Genomic DNA, 22,559 nt, shown 5'->3' on the forward strand with positions numbered 1-22,559 from the left:
TTCAGCGCTGGACGCGCGCGCCGGCGCCCCGGACGAGCGCCTCGACCTCCCGGAGGCTGGCCATCGAGGTGTCACCGGGGGTGGTCATCGCCAGCGCGCCGTGCGCCGCACCGTACTCGACGGCCGTGGCCAGGTCGCCCTTCTCCAGCAGGCCGTAGATCAGGCCGGAGGCGAAGCTGTCGCCGCCGCCGACCCGGTCCATGATCTCCAGGGCGGGCCGGTGGGTCGCCTCGACGAAGCCGCCGTCGGCCCAGGCGATCGCGCCCCAGTCGTTGACGGTGGCGGTACGCACCGCGCGCAGGGTGGTGGCGACGACCTTGAAGTTGTCGTACTCCTTGGTGGCCGCCTCGATCATCCGCTGGAAGTTGGCCACCTCCAGCTCGGACAGCGAGGCGTCGGTGCCGGGCACCTCGAAGCCGAGCGAGGCGGTGAAGTCCTCCTCGTTGCCGATCATCACGTCGACGTAGCGGGCCAACCGGCGGTTGACCTCCCGCGCGCGGGCCTGGCCGCCGATCGCCTTCCAGAGGCTGGGCCGGTAGTTCAGGTCGTACGAGACGACGGTGCCGTGCCGGGCGGCGGCGGCCATCGCCGCCTCCATGGTCTGCGGGGTGGTCTCGGACAGGGCCGCGTAGATGCCGCCGGTGTGCAGCCACCGCACCCCGAGCGTGCCGAACAGGTGGTCCCAGTCCACCTGTTCGGGCCGGAGTTGGCTGGCGGCGCTGTGGCCACGGTCGGAGGTGCCGACGGCGCCTCGGACGCCGAAGCCGCGCTCGGTGAAGTTGAGCCCGTTGCGCACGGCGCGGCCGACCCCGTCGTAGGGCAGCCAGGTGACCAGGGACGTGTCCACCCCGCCCTGGAGCACGAGGTCCTCCAGCAGCCGCCCCACCTCGTTGTCGGCGAACGCGGTGACCACGGCGGTACGCAGCCCGAAGCAGCGGCGCAGGCCCCGGGCCACGTTGTACTCGCCGCCGCCCTCGAAGGCGCGGAAGGTACGGGCCGTGCGCACCCGGCCCTCGCCCGGGTCGAGCCGCAGCATCACCTCGCCGAGGGAGACCAGGTCGTACCGGCACTCCCCGGCCGGCCGGATCGACAGCACGGCTCAGTCCTCCACGGCGGGTCGGGCGGCGTCGACGGCCGCGGCGGTGCGGGCGGCGACCTCGTCCCAACGCCCGGCGGCGAGCAGGTCCGGGGCGACCATCCAGGTGCCACCGACCGCCAGCACGGCGGGCAGGGCCAGGTAGTCGGAGAGGTTGCCGGTGTTGACCCCGCCGGTCGGAATGAACCGCACGGCACGGTACGGCGCGGCGAGCGCCTTGATCATCGCGACGCCGCCGAGCTGCTCGGCGGGAAAGAACTTGACCGTGTCCAGCCCGGCGTCGAGGGCCATCTGGATCTCGGTGCCGGTGGCGACACCGGGGAACACGGGCACGCCCGCCTCCTGGCAGCGCCGGACGACCGCCGGGGAGAACCCGGGGGTGACGACGAACCGGGCGCCGGCCTCGACGGCGCGGTCGACCTGGGCCGGGGTCAGCACCGTGCCGGCGCCGACGAGCAGGTCGGGTCGCTCGGACATGACGCGGATCGCCTCGGCGGCGGCGTCGGTGCGGAAGGTCACCTCGGCCGAACGCAGCCCGCCCCGGACGAGCGCGTCGGCAAGTGGGGCGCCGTCGCGGGCGTCGTCGAGCACGACGACCGGCAGGATCCGGGTCGCGCCGACGGCCGCGACGACCGCCCGCCTCTGTTCATCATTCTGTACGCCAGTCACATATGTGACCCTAGCGCTGCCGTCCGGCCTGTCAACCCCGCTAGAGTGGCGCCCATGACGCTGCCCGGCGGGTTCCAACCCGTGAAGTCCTCCACCCGCACGCTGGAGGTGCTGGAGGCACTGGCCGCCTCGCCGCAGCGACGTTCCCTGGTCGACCTGGCCCGCGCGCTGGAGATCCCGAAGAGCAGCCTGCACGGCATCCTGCGCACGATGGCCCAGCGCGGCTGGGTGGAGAGCGACCCGACCGGCACCCGGTTCGGGCTCGGGGTGCGCGCCCTCCAGGTCGGTGCCGCGTACCTCACCAGCGACGACACGGTGGGCCTGCTCGGCGGGGTACTCGACGACCTGTCGCGGCAGTTCGGCGAGACCGTCCACCTCGGACGGCTGGACGGCGCGCACATCGTGTACCTCGCGAAGCGCGAGTCCGTGCACCCGCTGCGGCTCTACAGCGCGATCGGCCGGCAACTGCCCGCCCACGCCACCGCCCTGGGCAAGGCGCTGCTGGCCGAGCGCCCGGACGAGGCGCTCGACGGGCTGCTGGACTGGCCGCTGCCCGCGCTCACCCCGCACACCGTCACCGACCCCGACGCGCTGCGTGCCGAGTTGGCCGCCGTCCGGGAGCGGGGGTACGCGGTGGACCGCGAGGAGAACACCGAGGGCATCGTCTGCTTCGCGACCGCCGTACCCCTGGCGGCGCCGGCGACCGACGCGATCAGCCTGTCGGTGCCGGTGGCCCGGCTGGGTGCCGCCGGCGAGGAGCGCATCGTGGCCGCCCTGCGCCGGGCCGTCGACCAGGTCCGGGCGGCGCGCGGCCTGGTCTCCACCGCCTGATCGACGCCGGCATCAGGCAACGTTCTTGACAGATGTGTCGAAATATCGACAGACTTCTCTGGGAGAGCGCTCTCTGACCGCGTCCGCCGCCGCCGTGCCCAGGAGGTCCGCCATGTTCAGAGTCCGTACCCGTCGACGGCCGTGGGCGCTCGCCCTCGCCGCGACCGCGATCATCGGCGCCACGGCGGCCCTCGCCGTGCCGGTCGACCCCGAACCGGCCCAGGCCGCCATCGGGGGAATCACCTGGCAGGACGAGTTCAACGCCGCCGCCGGCACGCCCGTCGACCAGAGCAAGTGGCGCTTCGACATCGGCGGTGGCGGCTGGGGCAACAACGAGCGGCAGTACTACACGAACAGCACGAGCAACGCCGTGCACGACGGCCAGGGCAACCTGGTCATCACCGCCCGCCGGGAGAACCCCGCCAACTACCAGTGCCACTACGGTCGGTGCGAGTACACCTCGGCCCGGCTGCTGACGGCGGCGACGTTCACCCAGGCGTACGGCCGCTTCGAGGCCCGCATCAAGATCCCGCGCGGCCAGGGCATCTGGCCGGCGTTCTGGATGCTGGGCAACGACATGGGCAGCGTGGGCTGGCCGAACGCGGGCGAGATCGACATCATGGAGAACATCGGCCGGGAGCCCAACACCGTCTACGGCACCATCCACGGCCCCGGCTACTCGGGTGGCGGCGGCATCACCGGCAGCCGCACCATCGGCGCCCCGCTCGCCGACGCCTTCCACACCTACCGGGTGGACTGGGAACCGAACTCCATCATCTGGTACCTCGACGGCGTCGAGTACCACCGGGTCGACCCGGGTCGGCTCGGCGGCAACCGGTGGGTGTTCGACCACCCGTTCTTCATGCTCCTCAACGTGGCGGTGGGCGGGAACTGGCCCGGCTACCCCGACGCCTCCACGCAGTTCCCGCAGCAGATGCTCGTCGACTACGTACGCGTCTCGGGCTACACCTCGGGCGGCAACCCGCCGGGCACCACCGCGATCAGGGGCGCGCTCAGCGGGCGCTGCATCGACATCCCCAGCGCCGACCCGGTCGACGGGGCCAAGCTGCAGATCTGGGACTGCAACGGCACCGTCGCGCAGGCCTGGACGTTCGCCGCCGACGGCACCGTCCGCGCGATGGGCAAGTGCATGGACCCGGCCTGGGCCGGCACGGCGAACGGCACCGAGGTCAACCTCGTCACCTGCAACGGCAACCCGGCGCAACGCTTCACGCTCAACGCCGCCGGCGACCTGGTCAACCTGAGCGCGAACCGCTGCGTCGACGTACGGGACCGCAACCCCAACAACGGGGGCAAGCTCCAGCTGTGGGACTGCACCGGCGACGCCAACCAGAAGTGGTCGCGCGTCTGACGAAGACCTCTGCCCGGGGTGACGACACCTCGCCGCCGCCCCGCCCCGCCCGGCCCCGGCACGACCGGCCGGGCGGGGCGGCGGCGACAGCCGGGCCCGCAGCGCCCCGAAGCAGGCCGGGCGGACACCGGGCCGGCGCGGCGCGCACGAAAGTGGCTTGCCGGCGTACGCGAGGACCGCTTACCGTCGTCGCGCACCTCCCGGTGCGTAGGCAACGGCTACTTCCGCTTCCCACGGGGAGACGCGGGTGCAAATCCCGCCGCCGCCGGCTGGCGGTGTCGACCAGCAGCCCAGGTCACCTTGGCCCGCGAGGGCCAGTCTCCGTTGCCGCTCTGATCTCGGGAGGCGCGACCGCACCGGCACTCGGTGCGCAGGCGACGGTTGCTTCCCGGGTCCCCCATGGGGTCTCACCGCCGGCCACCCACGGGGGGTGCGCACGGCGGACATCCGCCGCCGGCTCGGTCTCGGGTGCCGGGGTGGGTCGTGTCCGCCCGCCTGTTGCGTGGGGGACGCGATGGCCAGGTTCAACCTCAAGGTACGCAACAGCCAGGCGGGGGCCGGTCGGGTCCTGACCGCCGAGGGCGCGCCCGGTTTCGTCCGCGAGCCGCGCGCCGAGCTGTTCCTGTTGGGCGTGTCGCACATGGTCGGCGAGGACACCTTCTACGAGGGCGCCGCCGAGCGGGAAGCGCGGTTCCGCGAGTTGGTCACCGCCGTCGCCGTCGCCGATCCCGACTGGTTCGCCCGGTTCGTACGCTGGCTGCGCACCGGCGCGATGGTGCGTACGGCGTCCGTCGTGGCCGCCCTGGAGGGTGCCCGCGCACAGGTCGCGGCCGGTGTCCCGGGCTCCCGGGCGGTGGTGGACTCGGCGTTGCAGCGGGCCGACGAGCCGGGCGAGGCCGTCGCGTACTGGCTGGGGCGGCACGGCCGGACGATGCCCAAGCCGGTCAAGCGGGGCATCGCCGACGCGGCGGTGCGGCTGTACCACGAGCGCAGCCTGCTCAGGTACGACGCCGACGGCAGCGCGGTGCGCTTCGGCGACGTCATCGACCTGACCCATCCGAGGGCCAGGGACGAGCGGCAGGGCGACCTGTTCCGGCACGCGTTGGACCGCCGGCACCGGCGCGACAACCCGCTGCCCGCGTCCCTGACGGTGCTGGCCGCGCGGGCCGAACTGATGGGGTTGCCGGTCGAGCGCCGCGGGGCGGTCACCGATCCGGCGGTGCTGGACGCGGCGGGCATGACCTGGGAGTCCCTCGCGGGCTGGCGGCAGAGCGCGATGGACGCCACGGCGTGGGAGGCGGTCATCCCGACCATGGGCTACCTGGCGCTGCTGCGCAACCTGCGCAACTTCGACCGGGCGGGCGTCGGCGACGACGTCGCGGCGACGGTGGCGGCGAGGCTGGCCGATCCCGGCGAGGTCGCCCGGTCACGCGTGCTGCCGATGAGGTACCTGTCGGCGTACAACGCGGCGCCGAGCCTGCGGTGGGCGTACCCGTTGGAGCAGGCGCTGCAGCACGCGCTGGCGAACGTCCCCGCCCTGGACGCGCGGACCCTGATCCTGATCGACACCTCGGGATCGATGGCCGCCTCGTTCAGCCGGGACGGCACGCTGCTCCGCTGGGACGCCGCCGCCGTGTTCGGCCTCGCGCTGGCCGCCCGGGCGCAGGACGCGACCGTGGTCTCCTTCTCCCACCACACCACGGTGTTCCCGACCGTCGCAGGCGAGTCGGTGCTGGGGGCGGTACGGCGGTTCAAGGACGACGGCCACTTCCATGGTGGCGGGACCGATACCGAGGGCGCGATCCGCCGGCACTACGACCGGCACGACCGGGTGGTCGTCCTGACCGACGAGCAGGCGTACGCGCACGGCGCGGGGGACGTCGCGGCCGCCGTGCCAGCGCGGGTCCCCGTGTACACGTGGAACCTGGCCGGCTACCGGGTCGGGCACACGCCGACGACCGGTGACCGGCACACGTACGGCGGGCTGTCCGACGCCGCGTTCGCGATGATTTCGCTCGTCGAGGCGGGTACGCGCGGCCGCTGGCCCTTCTGACCCGCCCCGCACGCGCCGGCCCTGCCACCCCCGGCCGGCGCGTGCGGGGCGGGCGAACGGCCCATTGACGGTGGTCTTCGCACATTGCAAGATGCGAGCGCACCGTCATGGTGTGAGGATCCGGTGATCCCTGGCGTACCGCGATCAGGAGGCCCCGCACCGTGAGTACCGGTCTGTCGCTCGTGCTTTTCCCGGTCGCGCTGGGCATCGTGATGCTCGGCCTCGGCCTCACCCTCACCGTGGCCGACTTCCGCCGCGTCGTCGCCTACCCCCGGGCCGTCGTCGTCTCCCTGGTCTGCCAGATGCTGGTCCTGCCGGCCGTCTGTCTGGGCCTGGTGCTCGCCGCCGACCTGCGCCCGGAGCTGGCGGTCGGCATGATGCTGCTCGCCGCCTCCCCCGGCGGCAGCACCGCCAGCCTCTACAGCCACCTGTTCAAGGGCAACGTCGCGCTCAACGTCACCCTGACCGCCATCAACTCGGTGCTCGCCCTGTTCACGCTGCCCCTGATCGTCAACCTCTCCGTCGCCGCGTTCATGGGCTCGGACAGCTCGCTCGGCCTCCAGTTCGACAAGGTGCTCCAGGTCTTCGCCCTGGTGCTCATCCCGATCGTGATCGGCATGGTCATCCGCCAGCGACGGCCCGGGTTCGCCGAACGCATGCAGCGACCGGTGAAGATCCTCTCCATCGTGGTCCTCGTCGTCGTGATCATCGGCGCGGTGCTCGGCGTCAAGGACGAACTCGCCGCCACCATCGGCGCGGTCGGCCTCATCGCCCTGCTGTTCAACCTGCTCAGCCTGGCCATCGGGTACGCGGCGCCCCGCCTGCTGCGCGTCGGGCACCGGGATTCCGTCGCGTCGTCGTTCGAGATCGGCGTCCACAACGCCACCCTGGCCATCACGATCGCGCTCAGCCCGGCCCTGCTCGACAACACCGACATCGGCATGCCGGCGGCCATCTACGGCATCCTGATGTTCTTCACCGCCGCCGCCTTCGGCTTCGTCGCCGCACGCCGTGGCAGCGCCTCGGACGAGCCGACGCGCGAGCAGACCAGGGCGGCGTGAACGGGGGCGTACCCCTCCGGCGCTGGGCGGCCAGCCGGGAACCGCACCATCTTCCCTGCAACGGGGGATGGACCGGCGGGCCACCGACGGTGACTATTGGTAGTTGGTCGAACGCTGCGGGTTGACGGCGTGGTGGCGGAGGTGTTCCCGCCGCCCGCCTGTCACACCCCGGTCGCGACCGACGACCACGTCACCGCGCAGCGAGGAGACCGCCCGTGACCGGAGCCGCCACCCGCACCGAACGGGACACCACGCCGCAACCGCAGACACCGGCGGAGCCGGTCCTGCCGGAGCTGCGGACCATGTTCTGGGAGACAGGAATGCTGGCCCGGGCGGAGGCCGGGCTGTTCGCCGTGTTCGCCGAACTGCCCCGGCTCGTCTGGACGGCGGTGCGGACCAGTTGGCGGGCCGATCGGCTCCGCACCTCGGTGGTGGCCGCCGCGACGCTCGGCGGCGGGATCATGGCCGCCTTCGGGCTGCTGGCCACCCAGCGGGTGCTCGTGGAGCTGTTCGCCGGGGGCCCGACGGCGGACAAGGTGATCGCCGCGATGCCCGCGCTCGCCGTGCTGGCGGGGGCGACCGCGCTACGCGCCGGCATGGGCATCGCCACCGGGTACGCGCAGAACGGCCTCACGCCGCGGGTGAGCCGGGAGGTGGAGCGCGGTCTGTTCGAGGTCTCCACGGCGGTACGGCTGGAGGCGTTCGACGCCGACGCGTTCGCCGACGACATGGAGCGGGCCTCGCGCGGCACCGAGTCGACGGTCGCCCTCGTGGAGTCGTCGATGAACCTGCTCGCCGGGCTGGCCGGCCTGCTCGCCGTGGCGGTCGCCGTCGTCGTCATCCACCCGTTGCTGCTGCTGGCGCTGCTGGTCGCGACGCTGCCCAAGGCCTGGGCGTCGCTGCGGGCCGGGCACCTGCGGTACCGCACCTACACGGCCGGCTCGGTGCGGCGACGGCGGCTGTGGCTGCTGCACCGGCTGATGGCCGAGCGGGCCTCGGCGCCGGAGCTGCGCTCCTACGGGCTGCGCCGGTTCCTGCTGGACCAGTACGACCGGGTGATGGAGGTGGAGACCGACATCGAGCTGGCCCTCGCCCGCCGGGTCACCACGACCACCACGGTCGGGGCGATGATCGGCGGGATCGCCACCGCCGTGGTCTACGTCCTGCTCGGGTTGCTGCTCATCGACGGTCAGATCCCGCTCGCGGCGGCGGCGACCTGCGTGGTCGCGGTGCAGTCCGCGCAACGCTCGCTGGCCATCGTCACCTTCCAGATGGACCGCGTCTACACCGAGGGCCAGCACTTCAGCGACTACACCGGGTTCATGACCCGCGCCGCCGCCTACCTGCCCGGCCCCGTCGCGGAGGCCGATCCCGGCCCCCTGCACGAGCTGGCGGTGCGCAAGGTCAGCCTGTGCTATCCCGACCGGCACACCCCCGCCGTCGACGGCGTGACGCTGACGATCACGGCGGGCCAGACGGTGGCCTTCGTGGGCGAGAACGGTTCCGGCAAGTCGACCCTCGCCGCGATGATCGCCACCCTCCGCGCCCCCACCGACGGCGTCATCTGCTGGAACGGTCGTCCCCTGTCGGAGTGCAACCTGAACGGTCTGCGGGCCCGCATCGCCGTGGTCACGCAGGAATACCACAAGTGGCCGTTCACGGCCGCGACGAACATCGCCGTCGGCGACGTCGAGAGCGAGGCCCGGCAGGACCGGATCGAGGCCGCCGCCGCCCGCGCCGTCGCCCACGACATGATCCAGGAGCTGCCCCACGGGTACGAGACGCTGCTCGACCGGACGTTCGCGAAGGGCCAGGACCTCTCCGGCGGCCAGTGGCAGCGCATCACGGCCGCCCGGGGCTTCCTCCGTGACGCCGAACTGCTGGTCATGGACGAGCCGTCCTCCGCCCTCGACCCACGCGCCGAGGACGCCCTGTTCCAGGCCATCCGGGACCGGCAGGGCCGGGCGACCACCATCCTCATCACCCACCGGCTGGCCAACGTCCGGCACGCCGACCGGATCTTCGTCCTGCACGACGGCGCGCTGGTGGAGGCGGGCAGCCACGCCGAACTCGTCGCCGCCGGCGGCCGGTACGCCGAACTGTTCGCCCTCCAGGCCGCCGGCTACGACGGCAGCCACGACGAGCAGACCCGAGCACCACGGCAGCGCTGACTGCCCCGTCCCGCCCGGCGGCGTCGCCGCGGCTCGCGGGAGGCTCGCCGGGCCGGTTCGTCACGGGGCAGCCCAGCCCACCGGGTGCCACCCGGGCCCTCGGTTGCGCTGCCGGGGCCCGGGTGCCGCCTCAGTGGATGATGACGGGAGGCTTCGCCTGCCCCGCCTGCTGGTCGTCGAGCAGGTGCGACGGCTCGCGCCGGCGGGGCAGGAACGCGGCCGGGATGAACGTGACCAGCACCAACGCGAACGCCACCCAGAACGTGGTGGCGAAGGAGCCGGCGGCGAAGTCGAGGCCGCGCTCGATGAGCGACGGATCGACCGGGAACTGCCTGGTGAGCTCCGGCTGCTGCTGGACGGCGATCGCGAGGCCGGCCTCGGTCACCGGTGCACCGCTCGGACCGGTCGCCCCGGGGATCGGCCGCGAGCCGTTCAGCTCGCTGGTGAGGATCACCGACATCGTCGCGGCGCCGACGGATCCGCCGATCTGCTGGAGGATGTTCACCAGCGTGGAGCCGCGTGCCACGTCGTGGGCCTTCAGGGTCTTCAGCGCCGAGGTCATGATCGGCATCATGGTGCCGCCCATGCCCAGGCCCATGACGAACAGCGACCCGCAGAGCAGCACGTACGACGTCTGCGGGTCGATCTGGGTGAAGGTGAAGAACCCGAGGGCGATGAGCGCCAGCGCGAACGGCACGGTACGGCCGACGGGGACCCGGTCGGCCAGCATCCCGGCCACCGGCATGGTCATCATCGCGCCGATGCCCTGCGGCGCCATCAGCAGGCCGGCGGCCAGCGTCGTCTCGCCGCGGATCTGGAGGAAGTAGCTGGGGAACAGCAGACCGGCACCCATGAACGCGATGATGAACACGAACATGGTCACCGTCGCGATGGTGAGGTTGCGGTTGGCGAACAGCCGCAGGTCGAGCAGGGGGTGCCGGGTGGTGAAGGAGTACCGGACGAAGGCGACCAGGAGCAGGCCGCCGACCAGCATGGGCGCCCACACCTCGGCGTCGGCGAACGTGCCGGTCTCGGGCAGCGAGGAGACGCCGTAGAGGAAGAGGGCGAGTCCCGGCGAGAGCATCAGCATGCCGAGGAAGTCGAACGACTCGGAGGGCTCGGGGTTGTCCTTCGGCAGTGCCAGGGCGGCGTAGACGAGCGCCACGGCGCCGATCGGCAGGTTGATCAGGAAGATCCAGTGCCAGCTCGCGACGTCGATGAGCCAGCCTCCGAGGATCGGCCCTCCGATGGGGCCGAGCAGCATCGGGATGCCGAGGACGGCCATCAGCCGGCCGATGCGGTGCGGCCCGGCCGCCCGGGTCATGATCGTCATGCCCAGCGGCAGGAGCATGCCGCCGCCGAGGCCCTGGAGCACGCGGAAGCCGATGAGCTGCCCGATCGTGTCGGCGCTGGCGCACAGCCCCGACCCGATCGTGAACAGCGCCAGGGCGATCATGTAGAGCCGCTTGGTGCCGAACCGGTCGGCGGCCCAGCCGCTGAGCGGGATCACCGTGGCCAGTGCGAGCGTGTAGGCGGTCATCGTCCAGGCGACCTCGGCGTACGAGGCGTCGAACTCGCGCTGGAACGTCGGCAGGGCGACGGTGACGACCGTCACGTCGAGGATGGACATGATCGCGCCGAGGACGACGACCCCGGCCACCTTGAGTACCGACGCGTCGAGCTTGTCTGAGGTCGCGATGGATTGCTGTGTCACGAATTCTCCTGAAGTCCCCGTTGTCGGCCGGCGCGCGGCCGTGCCTGGACCTGACCGTGGCGAGCAGTGTCCGCAGGGAGACTAACGACCGGCACCGACGTTCGGCCTACGGATTTCCGGCCGGCAGCAGACGGATTTGCGACCGGCGAAGCATCGGGAGACGCGCGACGCGTCCGGTCAGCCCACCTTCGGTACGGCACGGGAGATGATCGCGGCGAAGTCGACGCCGCGCGGCAGCGTGCCGTACGCCTGGCCGTGGTCGCCGCCGAGGCGCGAGGCGCAGAAGGCGTCGGCGACGGCGGGGTGGCCGTGCCGCACCAGCAGCGAGCCCTGCAGGACCAGGGCGAGCCGCTCGACGACGCGGCGGGCCCGCAGTTCGACGTCGTCGGGGTCGGACAGGTCGGCCTGCACCTGGCGCACGGCGGCGTCGAGCCGGGCGTCGGCGCCGGCGGCGGCGCCCACCTCGGCGCGGAACGCCTCCAGCACCTCGGGTTCCCTGGCGAGGGCGCGCAACACGTCCAGCGCGGCGACGTTGCCGGAGCCCTCCCAGATCGAGTTCAGCGGGGACTCGCGGAACAGCCTCGGCATGCCCGACTCCTCGACGTAGCCGTTGCCGCCCAGGCATTCGAGGGCCTCGGCGGCGTGCCCCGGCCAGCGCTTGCAGACCCAGTACTTGCCGACGGCGAGGGCGAGTCGCTTGAACGCGCTCTCGCCCTTGTCGCCGCGCGCGGACCGGTCGGTCGCCCCGGCGAGCCGCATCATCAGGACGGTGGCGGCCTCGGACTCGACCGCGAGGTCGGCGAGCACGTTGCGCATCAGGGGCTGATCGGCGAGGTACCGGCCGAAGGCCTGCCGGTGGGCGGCGTGGTGGGCGGCCGTGATCACGCCCTGGCGCATGCCGGCCGCCGCGCCGATGACGCAGTCGAGTCGGGTGAGGTTGACCATGTCGATGATGGTGCGTACGCCGCGGCCCTCGTCACCGACCCGCCAGGCGACCGCGTGCTCGTACTCGATCTCGGCCGAGGCGTTGGAGCGGTTGCCGAGCTTGTCCTTGAGGCGCATCAGCCGCATCGGGTTGCGCGTGCCGTCGGGCAGGACGCGCGGGACGAGGAAGCAGGTGAGCCCGCCCGGGGCCTGGGCGAGGGTGAGGAAGAGGTCGCACATCGGCGCCGACGTGAACCACTTGTGCCCGAGCAGCCGGTAGGTGCCGTCGGGCTCGGGGCGGGCGGTGGTGGTGTTGGCGCGTACGTCCGAGCCGCCCTGCTTCTCCGTCATCGACATGCCGGCCAGCAGCCCTCGCTTGCCCAGCGGCGCACGCAGCCCGAAGTCGTACGACGTGGCGGTGAGCAGCGGCTCGTAGCGCGCGGCCAGCTCCGGGGCGTGCCGCAGCGCCGGCACCGCGGCGTAGGTCATCGAGATCGGGCAGCCGTGCCCGGCGTCGGGACGCCAGGTGTAGAACTTGGCGGCCCGCGCCACGTGCGCGCCGGGCCGGTCGTCCGCCCACGGTGCGGCGTGCAGGCCGTGCGTGACCGCGGTACGCATCAGCTCGTGCCAGGCCGGGTGGAGCTCCACCTCGTCGACGCGGTGACCGTGCCGGTCGTGGGTCCGCAGGATCGGCGGGTGCTCGTTGGCCAGCCGCCCCTGCTCGATCGCCTGCTCGCCCCCGCCGAGGCGGCCCAGCTCGTGCAGCTCGGCGGCGGCCCAGCCGGCGCCCTCGCGGTCGAGCCCGTCGAGCAGCGCCGCGTCGTCGGCCGTGTCGTGACCGACCAGCGGCGGAACCTGGTTGAGGACCTCGTGCGTCGTCACGGCGACACTCCCAGCGCGCGGTGGAGGAACGTGATCAGGTGCGGAATGGTGCGGGGGCCGGCGACCCCGGCGGCCAGGGGGCCGACCATCGCCTCGGCCAGGGCGCCGACCAACGCGGTGGCGGTCAGCTCGGGATCCTGCGGGGGAAGCTCGCCGCTCGCCACCCCCTGCGCGACGTGGCCGGCGATCAGCTCGGCGTACGCGCGACGGAAGACGAGCCGCTCGGCGTCGACCGCCGGGTCGGCCGGCTCGGCGAGCAGCGCGTACGCCAACCGGGGCGAGCGCAGCGCCCGGCCGGAGAACGTCTCGATGACGGCGGTGACCCGCTCGGCGACGGTGCCCTCCAGCGCCGCCGCGCGCGCCACCGCGTCGACCTCCCGCTGCGAGGCCGTGCGGAACACCTCGGCGACCAGGTCGGCCTTGGTGGGAAAGTGCCGGTAGACGCTGCCCGTGGCCATCCCGGCCCGCTCGGCGACGGCGGCGACGGAGCAGCCGGCGTAGCCGTGCTCGGCCATGAGCTCCAGCGCGGCGGTGACGATCCGTTCCCGGGACGCGCTCAGCCGGGCCTTCACGCGCTCGGTGCTCCGGTAGACCACGCAAGGATTGAACCACCATTCAATCCTTGACGGCAAGGGCCCGCCAGGCTGGCGGACGACCCGCCCGCGACGCGGTCTAGGATCCCTCTCTTCGGCAGGCGTACGCCCCGGAGTCCTCGAAGGCGGCCCCGCCGTGACCCCTGATCCGACCGACGTGAGCCGCCGCCTGGACGCGGCGCTGGCCGGCGTGGCCGCCACCTTCCAGGGCATGACCGCCCACCAGCGGGAGTCCAACTGCGCGTGCCACTGGGGCAGCGCCGAGGAGTTGGCGCTGCTCAAGACCCCGGACGCGCCGCTCGACGAGGACCTTCTCCGCCGCACGTACTGGACGACGGACTGGCAGTACCCGGGGCCTCTGCTGCGCCGCATCCTGCCCCCGGTGACCCGACGCCTCGCGGCAGGCGAGGAGGACTCCGCCTCCGGAATGGACCCCCTGGCCCGCCTGTTCGTCAAGGGCCGCTGGCAGGACTGGCCCGCCGCGCAACGCGACGCCGTGCGGGAGTTCCTGACGGCCTGGTGGCAGCACACCCTGGTCGTTCCCGGGGCGAAGGTCCCCGCCCACGAGGCACTGGCCTTCGTCGCCGAGGTCACCGGGCAGCTCGCCCCGTGGCTGGACACGTGGGCGCGCCTGCTGGCCGATCCGACTGCGCGTCGGCGGCTGGCCGCGGCGGCCGACGAGTGGATGTACGACCTGGTCGTCAACCGGCTGCCCTGGTCGAGCTGGCGGGACGGGGAGGACACGGCGTGCCTCGCGCTGTCGATGTGGGTGCTGCGGCACGCGCCGGCCGTGCTGCGGGAACACGGCGCGTCCGCCGAGCTGCGCGACCTCGTACAGCTGCTGGCCCTCCCCGACGCCGACCGGTGGGACAAGCGCGGCTAGCCGCGCGCGGCTGCCGGGAACGGCGAAGGGGCACTCCCGTCTCGGAAGTGCCCCTTGGGCCGCAGCCGGCGCCCGGCCCCGTGGGCCGGGCGGTGCGTCAGCAGCCCTGCCGACGGCTGTAGATCTGGTGGCGCTGGCCGGCCCACCCGATGTAGCCGACCGCCTCGACGCAGTAGGAGTCCGTGCCGGTGACGCCGACCGGGCCGGCGTGGTAGCTGAAGTCGCCCGAATCGGTGTCCGCGCTGCCCGAGCGGGTGCAGTGCGCGCCCTCGCCCGAGCGCTCGGCGCAGCGGTAGATCTGCACGAAGGTGGGCGCCGACTTCCCGTAGGCCGCGCCGCGATGGTAGAAGCAGGCGCTGTTGGTGCCCCCGTTGCTGCTGTTGTAGTAGATCACCAGTCCGCCGTAGCCCGAGGACTGCACCTGGCTGTAGATGATCGTGCCCGAGCAGGAGCCGGCCGCCTGGGCGGCGGGTGCGCCGATCACCAGGACCGACGCGACGGTCACCAGCGCCATCAGGGTTGAGAACACTCTCTTCATGATCACCAAATCCAATCCACAGTCGACTGTCGGCTGTTGTGGATCATGGTGGCACGGAACGTCCCGCGTCCGCCCGCGAGTTTCGGCCGGCCTGCACCGTTGACGCGGGTCGACACGGCCGGCGTCAGGCCGCGCGAGGACGCGGTCGGCGGCGGACGGGACGAGTGCGGCAATGCTCGACGCCGGCTACGGGGCGTGGGGCCACCAGAAGCGTTCGACGACGAGTTCCTCGAGGTCACGGATGTTCTCGGCGATCACCCGTGCGGGGGTGCCCGGGCGTTCGAGCGCGACGCGGAGGTCCGACGCGAGGTAGCTCGCCTCGCGCACCTCGCACTCGCGGCGCAGGGTGGTCGGCGAGATGCTCGTCGCGCCGGCGACGACGTCGAGGACGGCCTCCGTGTGCGGCCCGCTGAACCGGATCAGGAAGAACCAGTCGTCCATCGGCTCGCCGAAGCGCGCCCACTCGAAGTCCAGCAGCGCCGTCACCTGCCGGTCGTGGGCGAGCCAGTTCCCCCAGTGACAGTCCGCGTGCACCGGGACGTCCGCGCGCGCGTGCGACGGTGCGCGCTCCGCGATCGCCGTCAGGCCGTCGAGCACCTGGCGAGGGACGATGCCGTCGCGGTCCAGGGCGGCGAGGTTCTCCAGCTCGGCGAGGAGCGCGGCCTGGCTGACGAGCCCGCCGTGGTCGAGGGTCTCCCCCAGCGTCGTCCGGGCCTGGGCCGCGGGCGTCCAGGCGTGCAGCCGGTGCAGCCGCTCGACGGCCTGCTCCGCCAACCGGCGCGCGGTCGACTCGTCCACGCCGGGCATGCCCATGCCGGGAGTCGCCCCCGGTACGCGGGCGTAGCAGGCGTACCGGACCTTCCTGGCCTCCAGTTCGTGCAGCCCGCTGTCGAGCAGCGGGGCCGTGATGCCGGCGGGCAGGTGGAGCGCGAGGGCTATCTCCCGGTCCAGCCGCGAGTGGCCGGCCGCGTCGATGATCTTCAACACGACGTCCGCGCCGACGAAGACGTGGTGCGAGAGGCTGCCGACGGCGGTCATGGGGCCGACGTCGCGACCCAGGGCCGCTGAGGCGATCGCGTGGGCGACGTCGTCGGCGTGTCGCAGGTCGGTCATCGGCGGCCACCGGACGGCATGGCCGGTGTCCAGTCCGGACTCATCCGCGTGTCCGTTCGCGAGGGCACGACGCGAACCCTATCCCGGACGGCCGGAGGGGTCAGTCCCCGCGCGCGTTGGTGACCTCCAGGGCGGCCAGGGTGGGCGCCGCCCGGCTGGCGAGTTCGGCGGCGGGGACGTCTCGTCGGTGAGTGGCCGGTGCCGCCCGCCGTCGGCGACCATGTCCCCGAACACCGCCAACGCGCCCTCGGAAGTGGGCGGTCGACGCCGGTCAGCCCCGCACCGCCGTCCCGGTCGCCCTCGCGCCGCGCTACGAGTCGCGGGGTGACGGTACGAGCTTCCAGGCGATCACGCCGGCCGCGACCAGCAGGACCGCGGCGATGAGCGAGGTCGACTGCATGGCGTGGACGAACGCGTCCCGGGCGGCGGCCAGGATGGCGGCACCCTGCTGCCCGCCGCCGGCCAGGGCGTGCCCGGCGGTGGCCAGTGACTCGTGCACGGCGTCGCCCGTCGGGCCGGGCAGGGCCGACAGGTCGGGCAGGGCCGACCGGTACAGGACGGTGTGCAGGGTGCCGAGCAGCGCGATGCCCAGGGCGACGCCGAGTTCGTACGCCATCTCGGAGATGGCGGAGGCGGAGCCGGCCCGGTCCTTCGGCACCGCGCCGAGCACCGCGTCGGTGGCGGCGGTGAAGGCGAGGCCGACACCCAGGCCGATGACGACCAGGCCCAAGGCCAGCGGCGCGTAGCCGGCGTAGCCCTCGCCGATCGTCAAGATGATCATGCCGGCGCCGGCGGTCAGCAGCGCGACGCTGAGTGCGCGGCCGACGCCGAGGCGGGTGAGTACGGCGGCGGCGATGGCGACGACCGCGATGGACGCCAGCGTCAGCGGCAACTCCCGGAGACCGGCCTGCAGCGGCGAGTAGCCACGGACGAGCTGGAGGTACTGGGAGAAGAAGAACAGCAGGCCGCTGAAGGCGAAGATGGCGATCAGGCTGGCGACGACGGTGCCGGTGAAGACCGGACGGGCGAACAGCGTGACGTCCACGAGGGGGGCGGCCAGGCGGCGCTGGCGGCGTACGAACAGCACCCCGCCGACGAGGCCGGCCAGGACCGCGCTGACGCCGGCCGGATCGACGCCGGCCTTGGCGGTGTGCTTGACGGCCCAGACCAGGGCCACGATCGCCGCCACGGACAGCAGCGCGCTGAGCAGGTCGAAGCGCCCGGGACGTGGGTCGCGCGACTCGGGCACCAGAACGGCGACGCCGATCAGCACCAGCAGCATGATCGGAACATTGATCACGAAGACGGAGCCCCACCAGTAGTGCTCCAGCAGGGCGCCGCCGACCAGCGGGCCGAGTGCGGCGCCACCGGAGGCGCCGGCCGACCAGACGGCGATGGCGCGGGTGCGCTGGCGTGCCTCCGTGAAGATGTTGCGCACGAGCGACAGCGTCGAGGGCATGAGCGTCGCGCCCGCCACACCGAGCAGGACCCGGGCGGCGATCAGCCAGCCGGCGCTGGGCGCGAAGGCCGCCAGCAGCGATGCGGCACCGAAGCCGGTGACGCCGATCAGCAGGAGCCGCCGGCGCCCGATGCGGTCGGCCAGGGTGCCCATGCTGATCAGCAGGCCGGCCAGGGCGAACGAGTAGGCGTCGCCGATCCAGAGCAACTGCGTGGCGGTGGGTTGCAGCTCCACGACCAGCGCGGGCACGGCCAGTGCCAGCACGGTGCCGTCGACGGCCAGCAGCGTGACGGCCAGGGTCAACGCGGCCAGGGCGGCCCACTGCCGGAATCCGGCACGCCCGTCGGCGGCGCCGACGGGTTCGGGTGCCACGTGCGCCATGCTCATGCCGCCACGCTACGAACCAAATGGTCGGCTGTGCAAGCCGTCTGGTCGGCTAAGGTGGTGATGCGCCCGACACCCCTCCGGCGCGTCGCCAGCCCAGAACGGGAGGACACCGGCATGCCGGCTCGCGAGCGGGACACCGCCAGGACGCGCCGGGTGGTGCTGGACGCCGCCGCCCGCGCCGTCGTCACACACGGTGCGGGCGTCAGTCTGGAGCTCATCGCCCGTACCGCCGGGGTTTCCAAGGGCGGGCTGCTGCACCACTTCCGCAGCAGGGAGCAGCTCCTGCTGGAACTGGCCCGCGACCTGGCGGAGCAGTTCACCGCAGCCGTGCACGCCGCTGTCGATCCGCGCGACCACGCCCGGGGCCGGCTGGTGCGTGCCTACGTCAGGGCGAGCCTCGACGGTCTGGGCGACGGGTCGACCGTTTCGGAGCACGTCGTCCTGGCCGCCTCGCTGGCCGGCGTACCGGGCGTGGCCGAGCTTCTCCGGGAGGACAACCGGAGCTGGAACGAGGCCCTGGAGGCCGACGGCCTGGACCCGGAACGCGCGCGGCTCATCACCCTGGCCGCCGACGGCGCCGCCGTGGCCAGCCTCTACGACGGCGGTACGGACCCGGCTGACGCGGCGCGCCTGCGCGAGCTGCTCATCCGGCTGTCCCGCGACGAGGGCCCTCTCGTCGACCCCACCCCGTGACCGGATCCGGGAAGGGGCGAGCCCCGGTCGACCGCGACGGATCGACCGGGGCTCGTCGGTTGGTGCCGGCTCAGGCGAGGTCGAACCGGTCCAGTTCCATGACCTTGGTCCAGGCGGCGACGAAGTCGGTGACGAACTTGTCGCGCGCGTCCTGGCTGGCGTAGACCTCGGAGAGGGCCCGCAGCTGGGAGTTGGAGCCGAAGACGAGGTCGACCGCGGTGGCGGTCCACTTGACCTCGTCGGTGGCCAGGTCCCGGATCTCGTACACGTGCTCGTCGGACTCCGACGCCTTCCACCGGGTGCCCGGGGAGAGCAGGTTGGCGAAGAAGTCGTTGGTGAGCACGCCCGGCTTGTCGGTGAGGACGCCGTGCCGCGTGCCGCCGACGTTGGCCCCGAGGGAACGCAGACCGCCGACGAGGACGGTCATCTCGGGCGCGGTCAGGTTGAGCATGTAGGCACGGTCGAGCAGCAGCACCTCGGGCTGGGTCTTCTCGCCGGCGCGCAGGTAGTTGCGGAACCCGTCGGCACGCGGCTCGAGGACCCGGAAGGACTCGACGTCGGTCTGCTCCTGGCTGGCGTCGGTGCGGCCCGGGTGGAACGGCACGGTCACGTCGACGCCGGCGTCACGCGCCGCCTTCTCGACGGCGGCCGAGCCGGCCAGCACGATCAGGTCGGCGAGCGAGATCTTCGCACCGCCGGCGGAGTTGAACTCCTGCTGGATGCCCTCCAAGGTCTTCAGCACCGTCGCGAGCTGCTCGGGCTGGTTGACCTCCCAGCTGCGCTGCGGCTCGAGCCGGATCCGGGCGCCGTTGGCGCCACCGCGCTTGTCCGTGGAGCGGAAGCTGGCGGCCGAGGCCCAGGCGGTGGAGACGAGCTGGGCGGTCGTGAGGCCGGACTCCAGGACCTTCGCCTTGAGGGCGGCGACGTCGGCGTCACCCACGAGCTCGTGGTCGACGGCCGGCACCGGGTCCTGCCACAGCTGGGCCTCGGGAACCCACGGCCCGAGGAAGCGGCTGACCGGGCCCATGTCGCGGTGCAGCAGCTTGTACCAGGCCTTGGCGAACGCCAGCGCGAACTCGTCCGGGTTCTCCAGGAAACGGCGGGAGACCTTCTCGTACGCCGGGTCGAAGCGCAGCGACAGGTCGGTCGTGAGCATCGTCGGCTTGTGCTTCTTCGACGGGTCGTGGGCGTCCGGGATGATCGCCTCGGCGTCCTTGGCGACCCACTGCTTCGCGCCGCCGGGGCTGGTGGTCAGCTCCCACTCGTAGCCGAAGAGGATCTCGAAGAACCGGTTGCTCCACTGCGTCGGCACGTCGGTCCACGTCACCTCGAGACCGCTGGTGATCGTGTCCCCGCCCTTGCCGCTGCCGTAGGTGCTCAGCCAGCCCAGGCCCTGCGCCTCCAGCGGGGCGGCCTCGGGCTCAGGCCCCACGTGGTCGTCGGCGACGCCGGCGCCGTGGGTCTTGCCGAAGGTGTGGCCGCCGGCGATGAGGGCGACGGTCTCCTCGTCGTTCATCGCCATCCGGGCGAAGGTCTCGCGGATGAAGTGGGCCGCCGCCAGCGGGTCCGCGTTACCGTTCGGCCCCTCCGGGTTGACGTAGATCAGACCCATCTCGGTCGCCCCGACCTCCGGCGCCATCTCCTTCTCGGAGACGTAGCGCTCGTCGCCGAGCCAGGTGTCCTCCGGGCCCCAGAAGATCTCCTCCGGCTCCCAGACGTCCTCCCGGCCGAAGGCGAAGCCGAAGGTCTTGAAGCCCATCGACTCCAGCGCGACGTTGCCGGCGAGCACGAGCAGGTCGGCCCACGAGATCTGCTGGCCGTACTTCTGCTTGACCGGCCACAGCAGACGGCGGGCCTTGTCGAGGTTGGCGTTGTCCGGCCAGCTGTTGAGCGGGGCGAACCGCTGCCCACCGTCGCCGGCGCCGCCGCGACCGTCGTGGATGCGGTAGGTGCCCGCGGCGTGCCAGCTCATCCGGATCATCAGGCCGCCGTAGTGGCCGAAGTCGGCCGGCCACCAGTCCTGCGAGGTGGTCAGGACCTCGACGATGTCCCGCTTCAGGGCCTCGACGTCGAGCTTGGCGAACTCCCGGGCGTAGCTGAAGTCCGCGCCCAGCGGGTTCGCCTTGGACGAGTGGGCGTGCAGCACCGAGAGGTCGATCTGGTTGGGCCACCAGTCGCGGTTGGTACGCGGACGACCTCCGGTCTTCGGCGTCGGCGAGTCGATAGCAGGGTTCTCGCTCTCGCTGCCGTGCGCGGTGACCGAGTCGTGCGCGACCGGGCAGCCGGCTGCCGCCTTCTTGTCCACGCCCTGCGCGCTCGAGGGACGGTTGTCCTGGGTGTCGCTCATCTGTTTCCTTCCAACCTGGCGGACCACTGGGAGGTGCGTTCGGTCGCGCAGTCGGGGCACGTGCCCCAGTACACGACCTCCGCCTCGTCGACCACGAAGCCGTGGCAGTCGGAGGCGGTGAGACAGGGAGCATCGCCGACGGCGCAGTCGACATCGGCGATCGCGCCGCAGGAGCGGCACACGACATGGTGGTGGTTGTCCCCCACCCGGGACTCGTAGCGGGCGGTCGCACCGGCCGGCTGGATGCGGCGCACCAGACCGGCGTCGGTGAGCGCACGCAGCACATCGTAGATCGCCTGGTGGGAGACGGTGGGTTGTTCCGCCCGCACCAGCGCGATCACGGTCTCGGTGTCGACGTGCGGGTGGTCGCGCAGCGCGGCGAGCACCGCCAACCGGGGCCGGGTCACGCGCAACGAGACCGCCCGCAACTGAGTCTCGAAGTCGGGCGCCACGCGACCAACATAGTCCACTCTTCTGGAATCATTCAAGTTTTCTTCGCGGGTACTTCGCGACCGGCGTCACTGGTCCGATTCACGGCCTGACCGGCGACGATGTCCTGTTCAGGCCCCGTCGGCCGGTTCCGGGAGAGCCCTCGCGCCCCGCCGATGGGCACAGGCATCGCCCGGCTGCGCGCGCTCGACTCAGCGCGTAGCCGGACAGGCGTGCCGAGGCCCGGACCCGACCGGTCGGGTCCGGGCCTCGGGAGCCTGAGCCGCCGGAGGTGTTCGCCGCCGCGGCTCGTCGACGCGGGCCCGGTTACCGGTGGCGACGGTGACCTGCGCGCGGCCCGGAAGCCGGACGATCTTCGAGTGCATCGGGCAAACCCGGTGAACGTCCGCGGCCACGGCGCTAGATTCGAATCACGGGCACAGCTTGCGATCCGGACCACCCGCGCAGGTGCCCGCAGCGGCGGCTTCGGCTTCGTCGCCCGGCCAGTCCGCCAGTTGTCGAACGATCACCAGGACAGTTTCCTCTCCGGACGGGAGATCGAGCGTGCGTGGACTGACAGACAAGGTCGTGCTCGTGACGGGCGGCGGATACAGCCCCGATCAGATCGGTTCCGGTCTCGGCCAATCCATGTGCGTGGAGCTCGCGAAGGAAGGCGCCAAGGTCGTCGTCTCCGACCTCTCCCTGGAACGCGCCGACGCGACCGTCAACCGGATCCGTGACGCCGGAGGCGACGCGACCGGGGTGGCGGCAGACGTCACCGACGAGGACTCCGTCAACGGCATGGTGAGCGCCGCCCTCGACGCGTACGGCCACATCGACGTGCTGGTGAACAACGCCGGCGTCTTCGGGGCCTACCTCCCGCTGCTCGAGATCGAGACCAACCAGTGGGAACGCGTCATGGAGGTCGACCTCAAGGGCGTCTTCCTCGCGACGAAGGCCACGCTTCCGCACATGCTGGAGCGCGGGAGCGGCGTCGTGATCAACGTTTCGTCGGCCTCCGGTCTGGTCGCCAGCGAGGTCGGGGCCGAATACACCACGGCCAAGCACGGCGTCATCGGGCTGACCAAGCAGATCGCCTACGACTACGGCCACCGGGGCATCCGCGCGGTGGGCATCGGGCCGGGCGTCATCAAGACCGCGGCGTTCGAGGGCGCGGAGATCACCAGCGACTTCCCGTTCTACGACCTGACCATGCAGGCCCCCGCGGGTCGATACGGTGAACCCCACGAGGTGGCCCGGACGGTCTGCTTCCTCGCGAGCGACGACGCGTCCTTCATCCACGGCCACACCATCCCGGTCGACGGCGGGTCCCCCGTCAGGTGA

Annotated in this window: 18 protein-coding genes; 8 read left to right on the forward strand and 10 right to left on the reverse strand. The window is 72.4% G+C overall.

Annotation, left to right across the window (positions count from 1 at the left end; genetic code table 11):
- Position 1: 1 nt before the first annotated feature.
- Together ACGFIR_RS09140 and eda are read right to left on the reverse strand one after the other, a co-directional pair.
- Complete coding sequence (locus ACGFIR_RS09140) at positions 2–1,096, reverse strand: sugar kinase (RefSeq protein WP_393006246.1); 1,095 nt, start codon at positions 1,094–1,096, stop codon at positions 2–4.
- A gap of 3 nt (positions 1,097–1,099) precedes the next feature.
- Entirely contained in the window at positions 1,100–1,765 is a 666-nt protein-coding gene (gene eda, locus ACGFIR_RS09145; RefSeq protein WP_393006248.1) for a bifunctional 4-hydroxy-2-oxoglutarate aldolase/2-dehydro-3-deoxy-phosphogluconate aldolase, read from the reverse strand.
- Between the two features lie 54 nt (positions 1,766–1,819).
- Here eda and ACGFIR_RS09150 point away from each other — a divergent pair, with 54 nt between their 5' ends.
- From ACGFIR_RS09150 to ACGFIR_RS09170, 5 genes are all read left to right on the forward strand, one after another.
- Positions 1,820–2,596 carry an IclR family transcriptional regulator gene (locus tag ACGFIR_RS09150; protein ID WP_393006250.1) on the forward strand — a complete coding sequence of 259 codons (777 nt, stop codon included), beginning with the start codon at positions 1,820–1,822 and terminating at the stop codon, positions 2,594–2,596.
- 112 nt (positions 2,597–2,708) lie between these two features.
- Positions 2,709–3,968, forward strand: a complete 1,260-nt coding sequence (locus ACGFIR_RS09155; RefSeq protein ID WP_393006252.1) for a family 16 glycosylhydrolase — start codon at positions 2,709–2,711, stop codon at positions 3,966–3,968.
- A 514-nt stretch (positions 3,969–4,482) separates the two neighbouring features.
- Complete coding sequence (locus ACGFIR_RS09160) at positions 4,483–6,021, forward strand: TROVE domain-containing protein (RefSeq protein ID WP_393144081.1); 1,539 nt, start codon at positions 4,483–4,485, stop codon at positions 6,019–6,021.
- Positions 6,022–6,182: 161 nt separating this feature from the next.
- The gene (locus ACGFIR_RS09165; RefSeq protein WP_393006256.1) at positions 6,183–7,082 is read left to right on the forward strand and encodes a bile acid:sodium symporter family protein; all 900 of its coding nucleotides are present in this window, start codon (positions 6,183–6,185) and stop codon (positions 7,080–7,082) included.
- Positions 7,083–7,366: 284 nt separating this feature from the next.
- A complete protein-coding gene (locus ACGFIR_RS09170; RefSeq protein WP_393006334.1) occupies positions 7,367–9,253 on the forward strand; it encodes an ATP-binding cassette domain-containing protein in 1,887 nt (628 codons plus the stop codon).
- Between the two features lie 130 nt (positions 9,254–9,383).
- On the opposite strand, the gene ACGFIR_RS09175 is transcribed toward ACGFIR_RS09170, so the two are convergent.
- The 3 genes from ACGFIR_RS09175 to ACGFIR_RS09185 all read right to left on the reverse strand — a co-directional run bounded on the left by ACGFIR_RS09175 (position 9,384) and on the right by ACGFIR_RS09185 (position 13,369).
- On the reverse strand, positions 9,384–10,967 hold the full coding sequence (locus tag ACGFIR_RS09175; RefSeq protein ID WP_393144083.1) for a DHA2 family efflux MFS transporter permease subunit: 1,584 nt from the start codon (positions 10,965–10,967) through the stop codon (positions 9,384–9,386).
- Positions 10,968–11,144: 177 nt separating this feature from the next.
- Positions 11,145–12,773, reverse strand: coding sequence for an acyl-CoA dehydrogenase family protein (locus ACGFIR_RS09180; RefSeq protein ID WP_393144085.1), 1,629 nt, complete (start codon positions 12,771–12,773; stop codon positions 11,145–11,147).
- Positions 12,770–13,369 carry a TetR/AcrR family transcriptional regulator gene (locus tag ACGFIR_RS09185; RefSeq protein WP_393144087.1) on the reverse strand — a complete coding sequence of 200 codons (600 nt, stop codon included), beginning with the start codon at positions 13,367–13,369 and terminating at the stop codon, positions 12,770–12,772. Before ACGFIR_RS09185 ends, ACGFIR_RS09180 begins: the two co-directional genes overlap by 4 nt.
- Before the next feature lie 133 nt (positions 13,370–13,502).
- Here ACGFIR_RS09185 and ACGFIR_RS09190 point away from each other — a divergent pair, with 133 nt between their 5' ends.
- Positions 13,503–14,249 carry a hypothetical protein gene (locus ACGFIR_RS09190; RefSeq protein WP_393144089.1) on the forward strand — a complete coding sequence of 249 codons (747 nt, stop codon included), beginning with the start codon at positions 13,503–13,505 and terminating at the stop codon, positions 14,247–14,249.
- Between the two features lie 97 nt (positions 14,250–14,346).
- On the opposite strand, the gene ACGFIR_RS09195 is transcribed toward ACGFIR_RS09190, so the two are convergent.
- From ACGFIR_RS09195 to ACGFIR_RS09205, 3 genes are all read right to left on the reverse strand, one after another.
- The gene (locus ACGFIR_RS09195; RefSeq protein ID WP_393144091.1) at positions 14,347–14,787 is read right to left on the reverse strand and encodes a hypothetical protein; all 441 of its coding nucleotides are present in this window, start codon (positions 14,785–14,787) and stop codon (positions 14,347–14,349) included.
- A gap of 186 nt (positions 14,788–14,973) precedes the next feature.
- Positions 14,974–15,900, reverse strand: coding sequence for a phosphotransferase family protein (locus ACGFIR_RS09200; RefSeq protein WP_393144093.1), 927 nt, complete (start codon positions 15,898–15,900; stop codon positions 14,974–14,976).
- Between the two features lie 310 nt (positions 15,901–16,210).
- Entirely contained in the window at positions 16,211–17,746 is a 1,536-nt protein-coding gene (locus ACGFIR_RS09205; protein WP_393144095.1) for an MFS transporter, read from the reverse strand.
- A 114-nt stretch (positions 17,747–17,860) separates the two neighbouring features.
- On the opposite strand from ACGFIR_RS09205, the gene ACGFIR_RS09210 reads away from it, so the two are divergent.
- Positions 17,861–18,439 carry a TetR family transcriptional regulator gene (locus ACGFIR_RS09210; RefSeq protein WP_393144097.1) on the forward strand — a complete coding sequence of 193 codons (579 nt, stop codon included), beginning with the start codon at positions 17,861–17,863 and terminating at the stop codon, positions 18,437–18,439.
- A 70-nt stretch (positions 18,440–18,509) separates the two neighbouring features.
- Here the strand turns inward: ACGFIR_RS09210 and katG are convergent, their stop codons facing one another.
- Positions 18,510–20,786, reverse strand: coding sequence for a catalase/peroxidase HPI (gene katG / locus ACGFIR_RS09215; protein ID WP_393144099.1), 2,277 nt, complete (start codon positions 20,784–20,786; stop codon positions 18,510–18,512).
- Positions 20,783–21,238 carry a Fur family transcriptional regulator gene (locus ACGFIR_RS09220; RefSeq protein WP_393006276.1) on the reverse strand — a complete coding sequence of 152 codons (456 nt, stop codon included), beginning with the start codon at positions 21,236–21,238 and terminating at the stop codon, positions 20,783–20,785. Before ACGFIR_RS09220 ends, katG begins: the two co-directional genes overlap by 4 nt.
- Positions 21,239–21,779: 541 nt before the next feature.
- Between ACGFIR_RS09220 and ACGFIR_RS09225 the strand changes: the two genes are divergently transcribed.
- The gene (locus tag ACGFIR_RS09225) at positions 21,780–22,559 is read left to right on the forward strand and encodes an SDR family NAD(P)-dependent oxidoreductase (protein WP_393006278.1); all 780 of its coding nucleotides are present in this window, start codon (positions 21,780–21,782) and stop codon (positions 22,557–22,559) included.

Source organism: Micromonospora sp. NPDC049051, from assembly GCF_043197575.1.
GTDB lineage: Bacteria > Actinomycetota > Actinomycetes > Mycobacteriales > Micromonosporaceae > Micromonospora.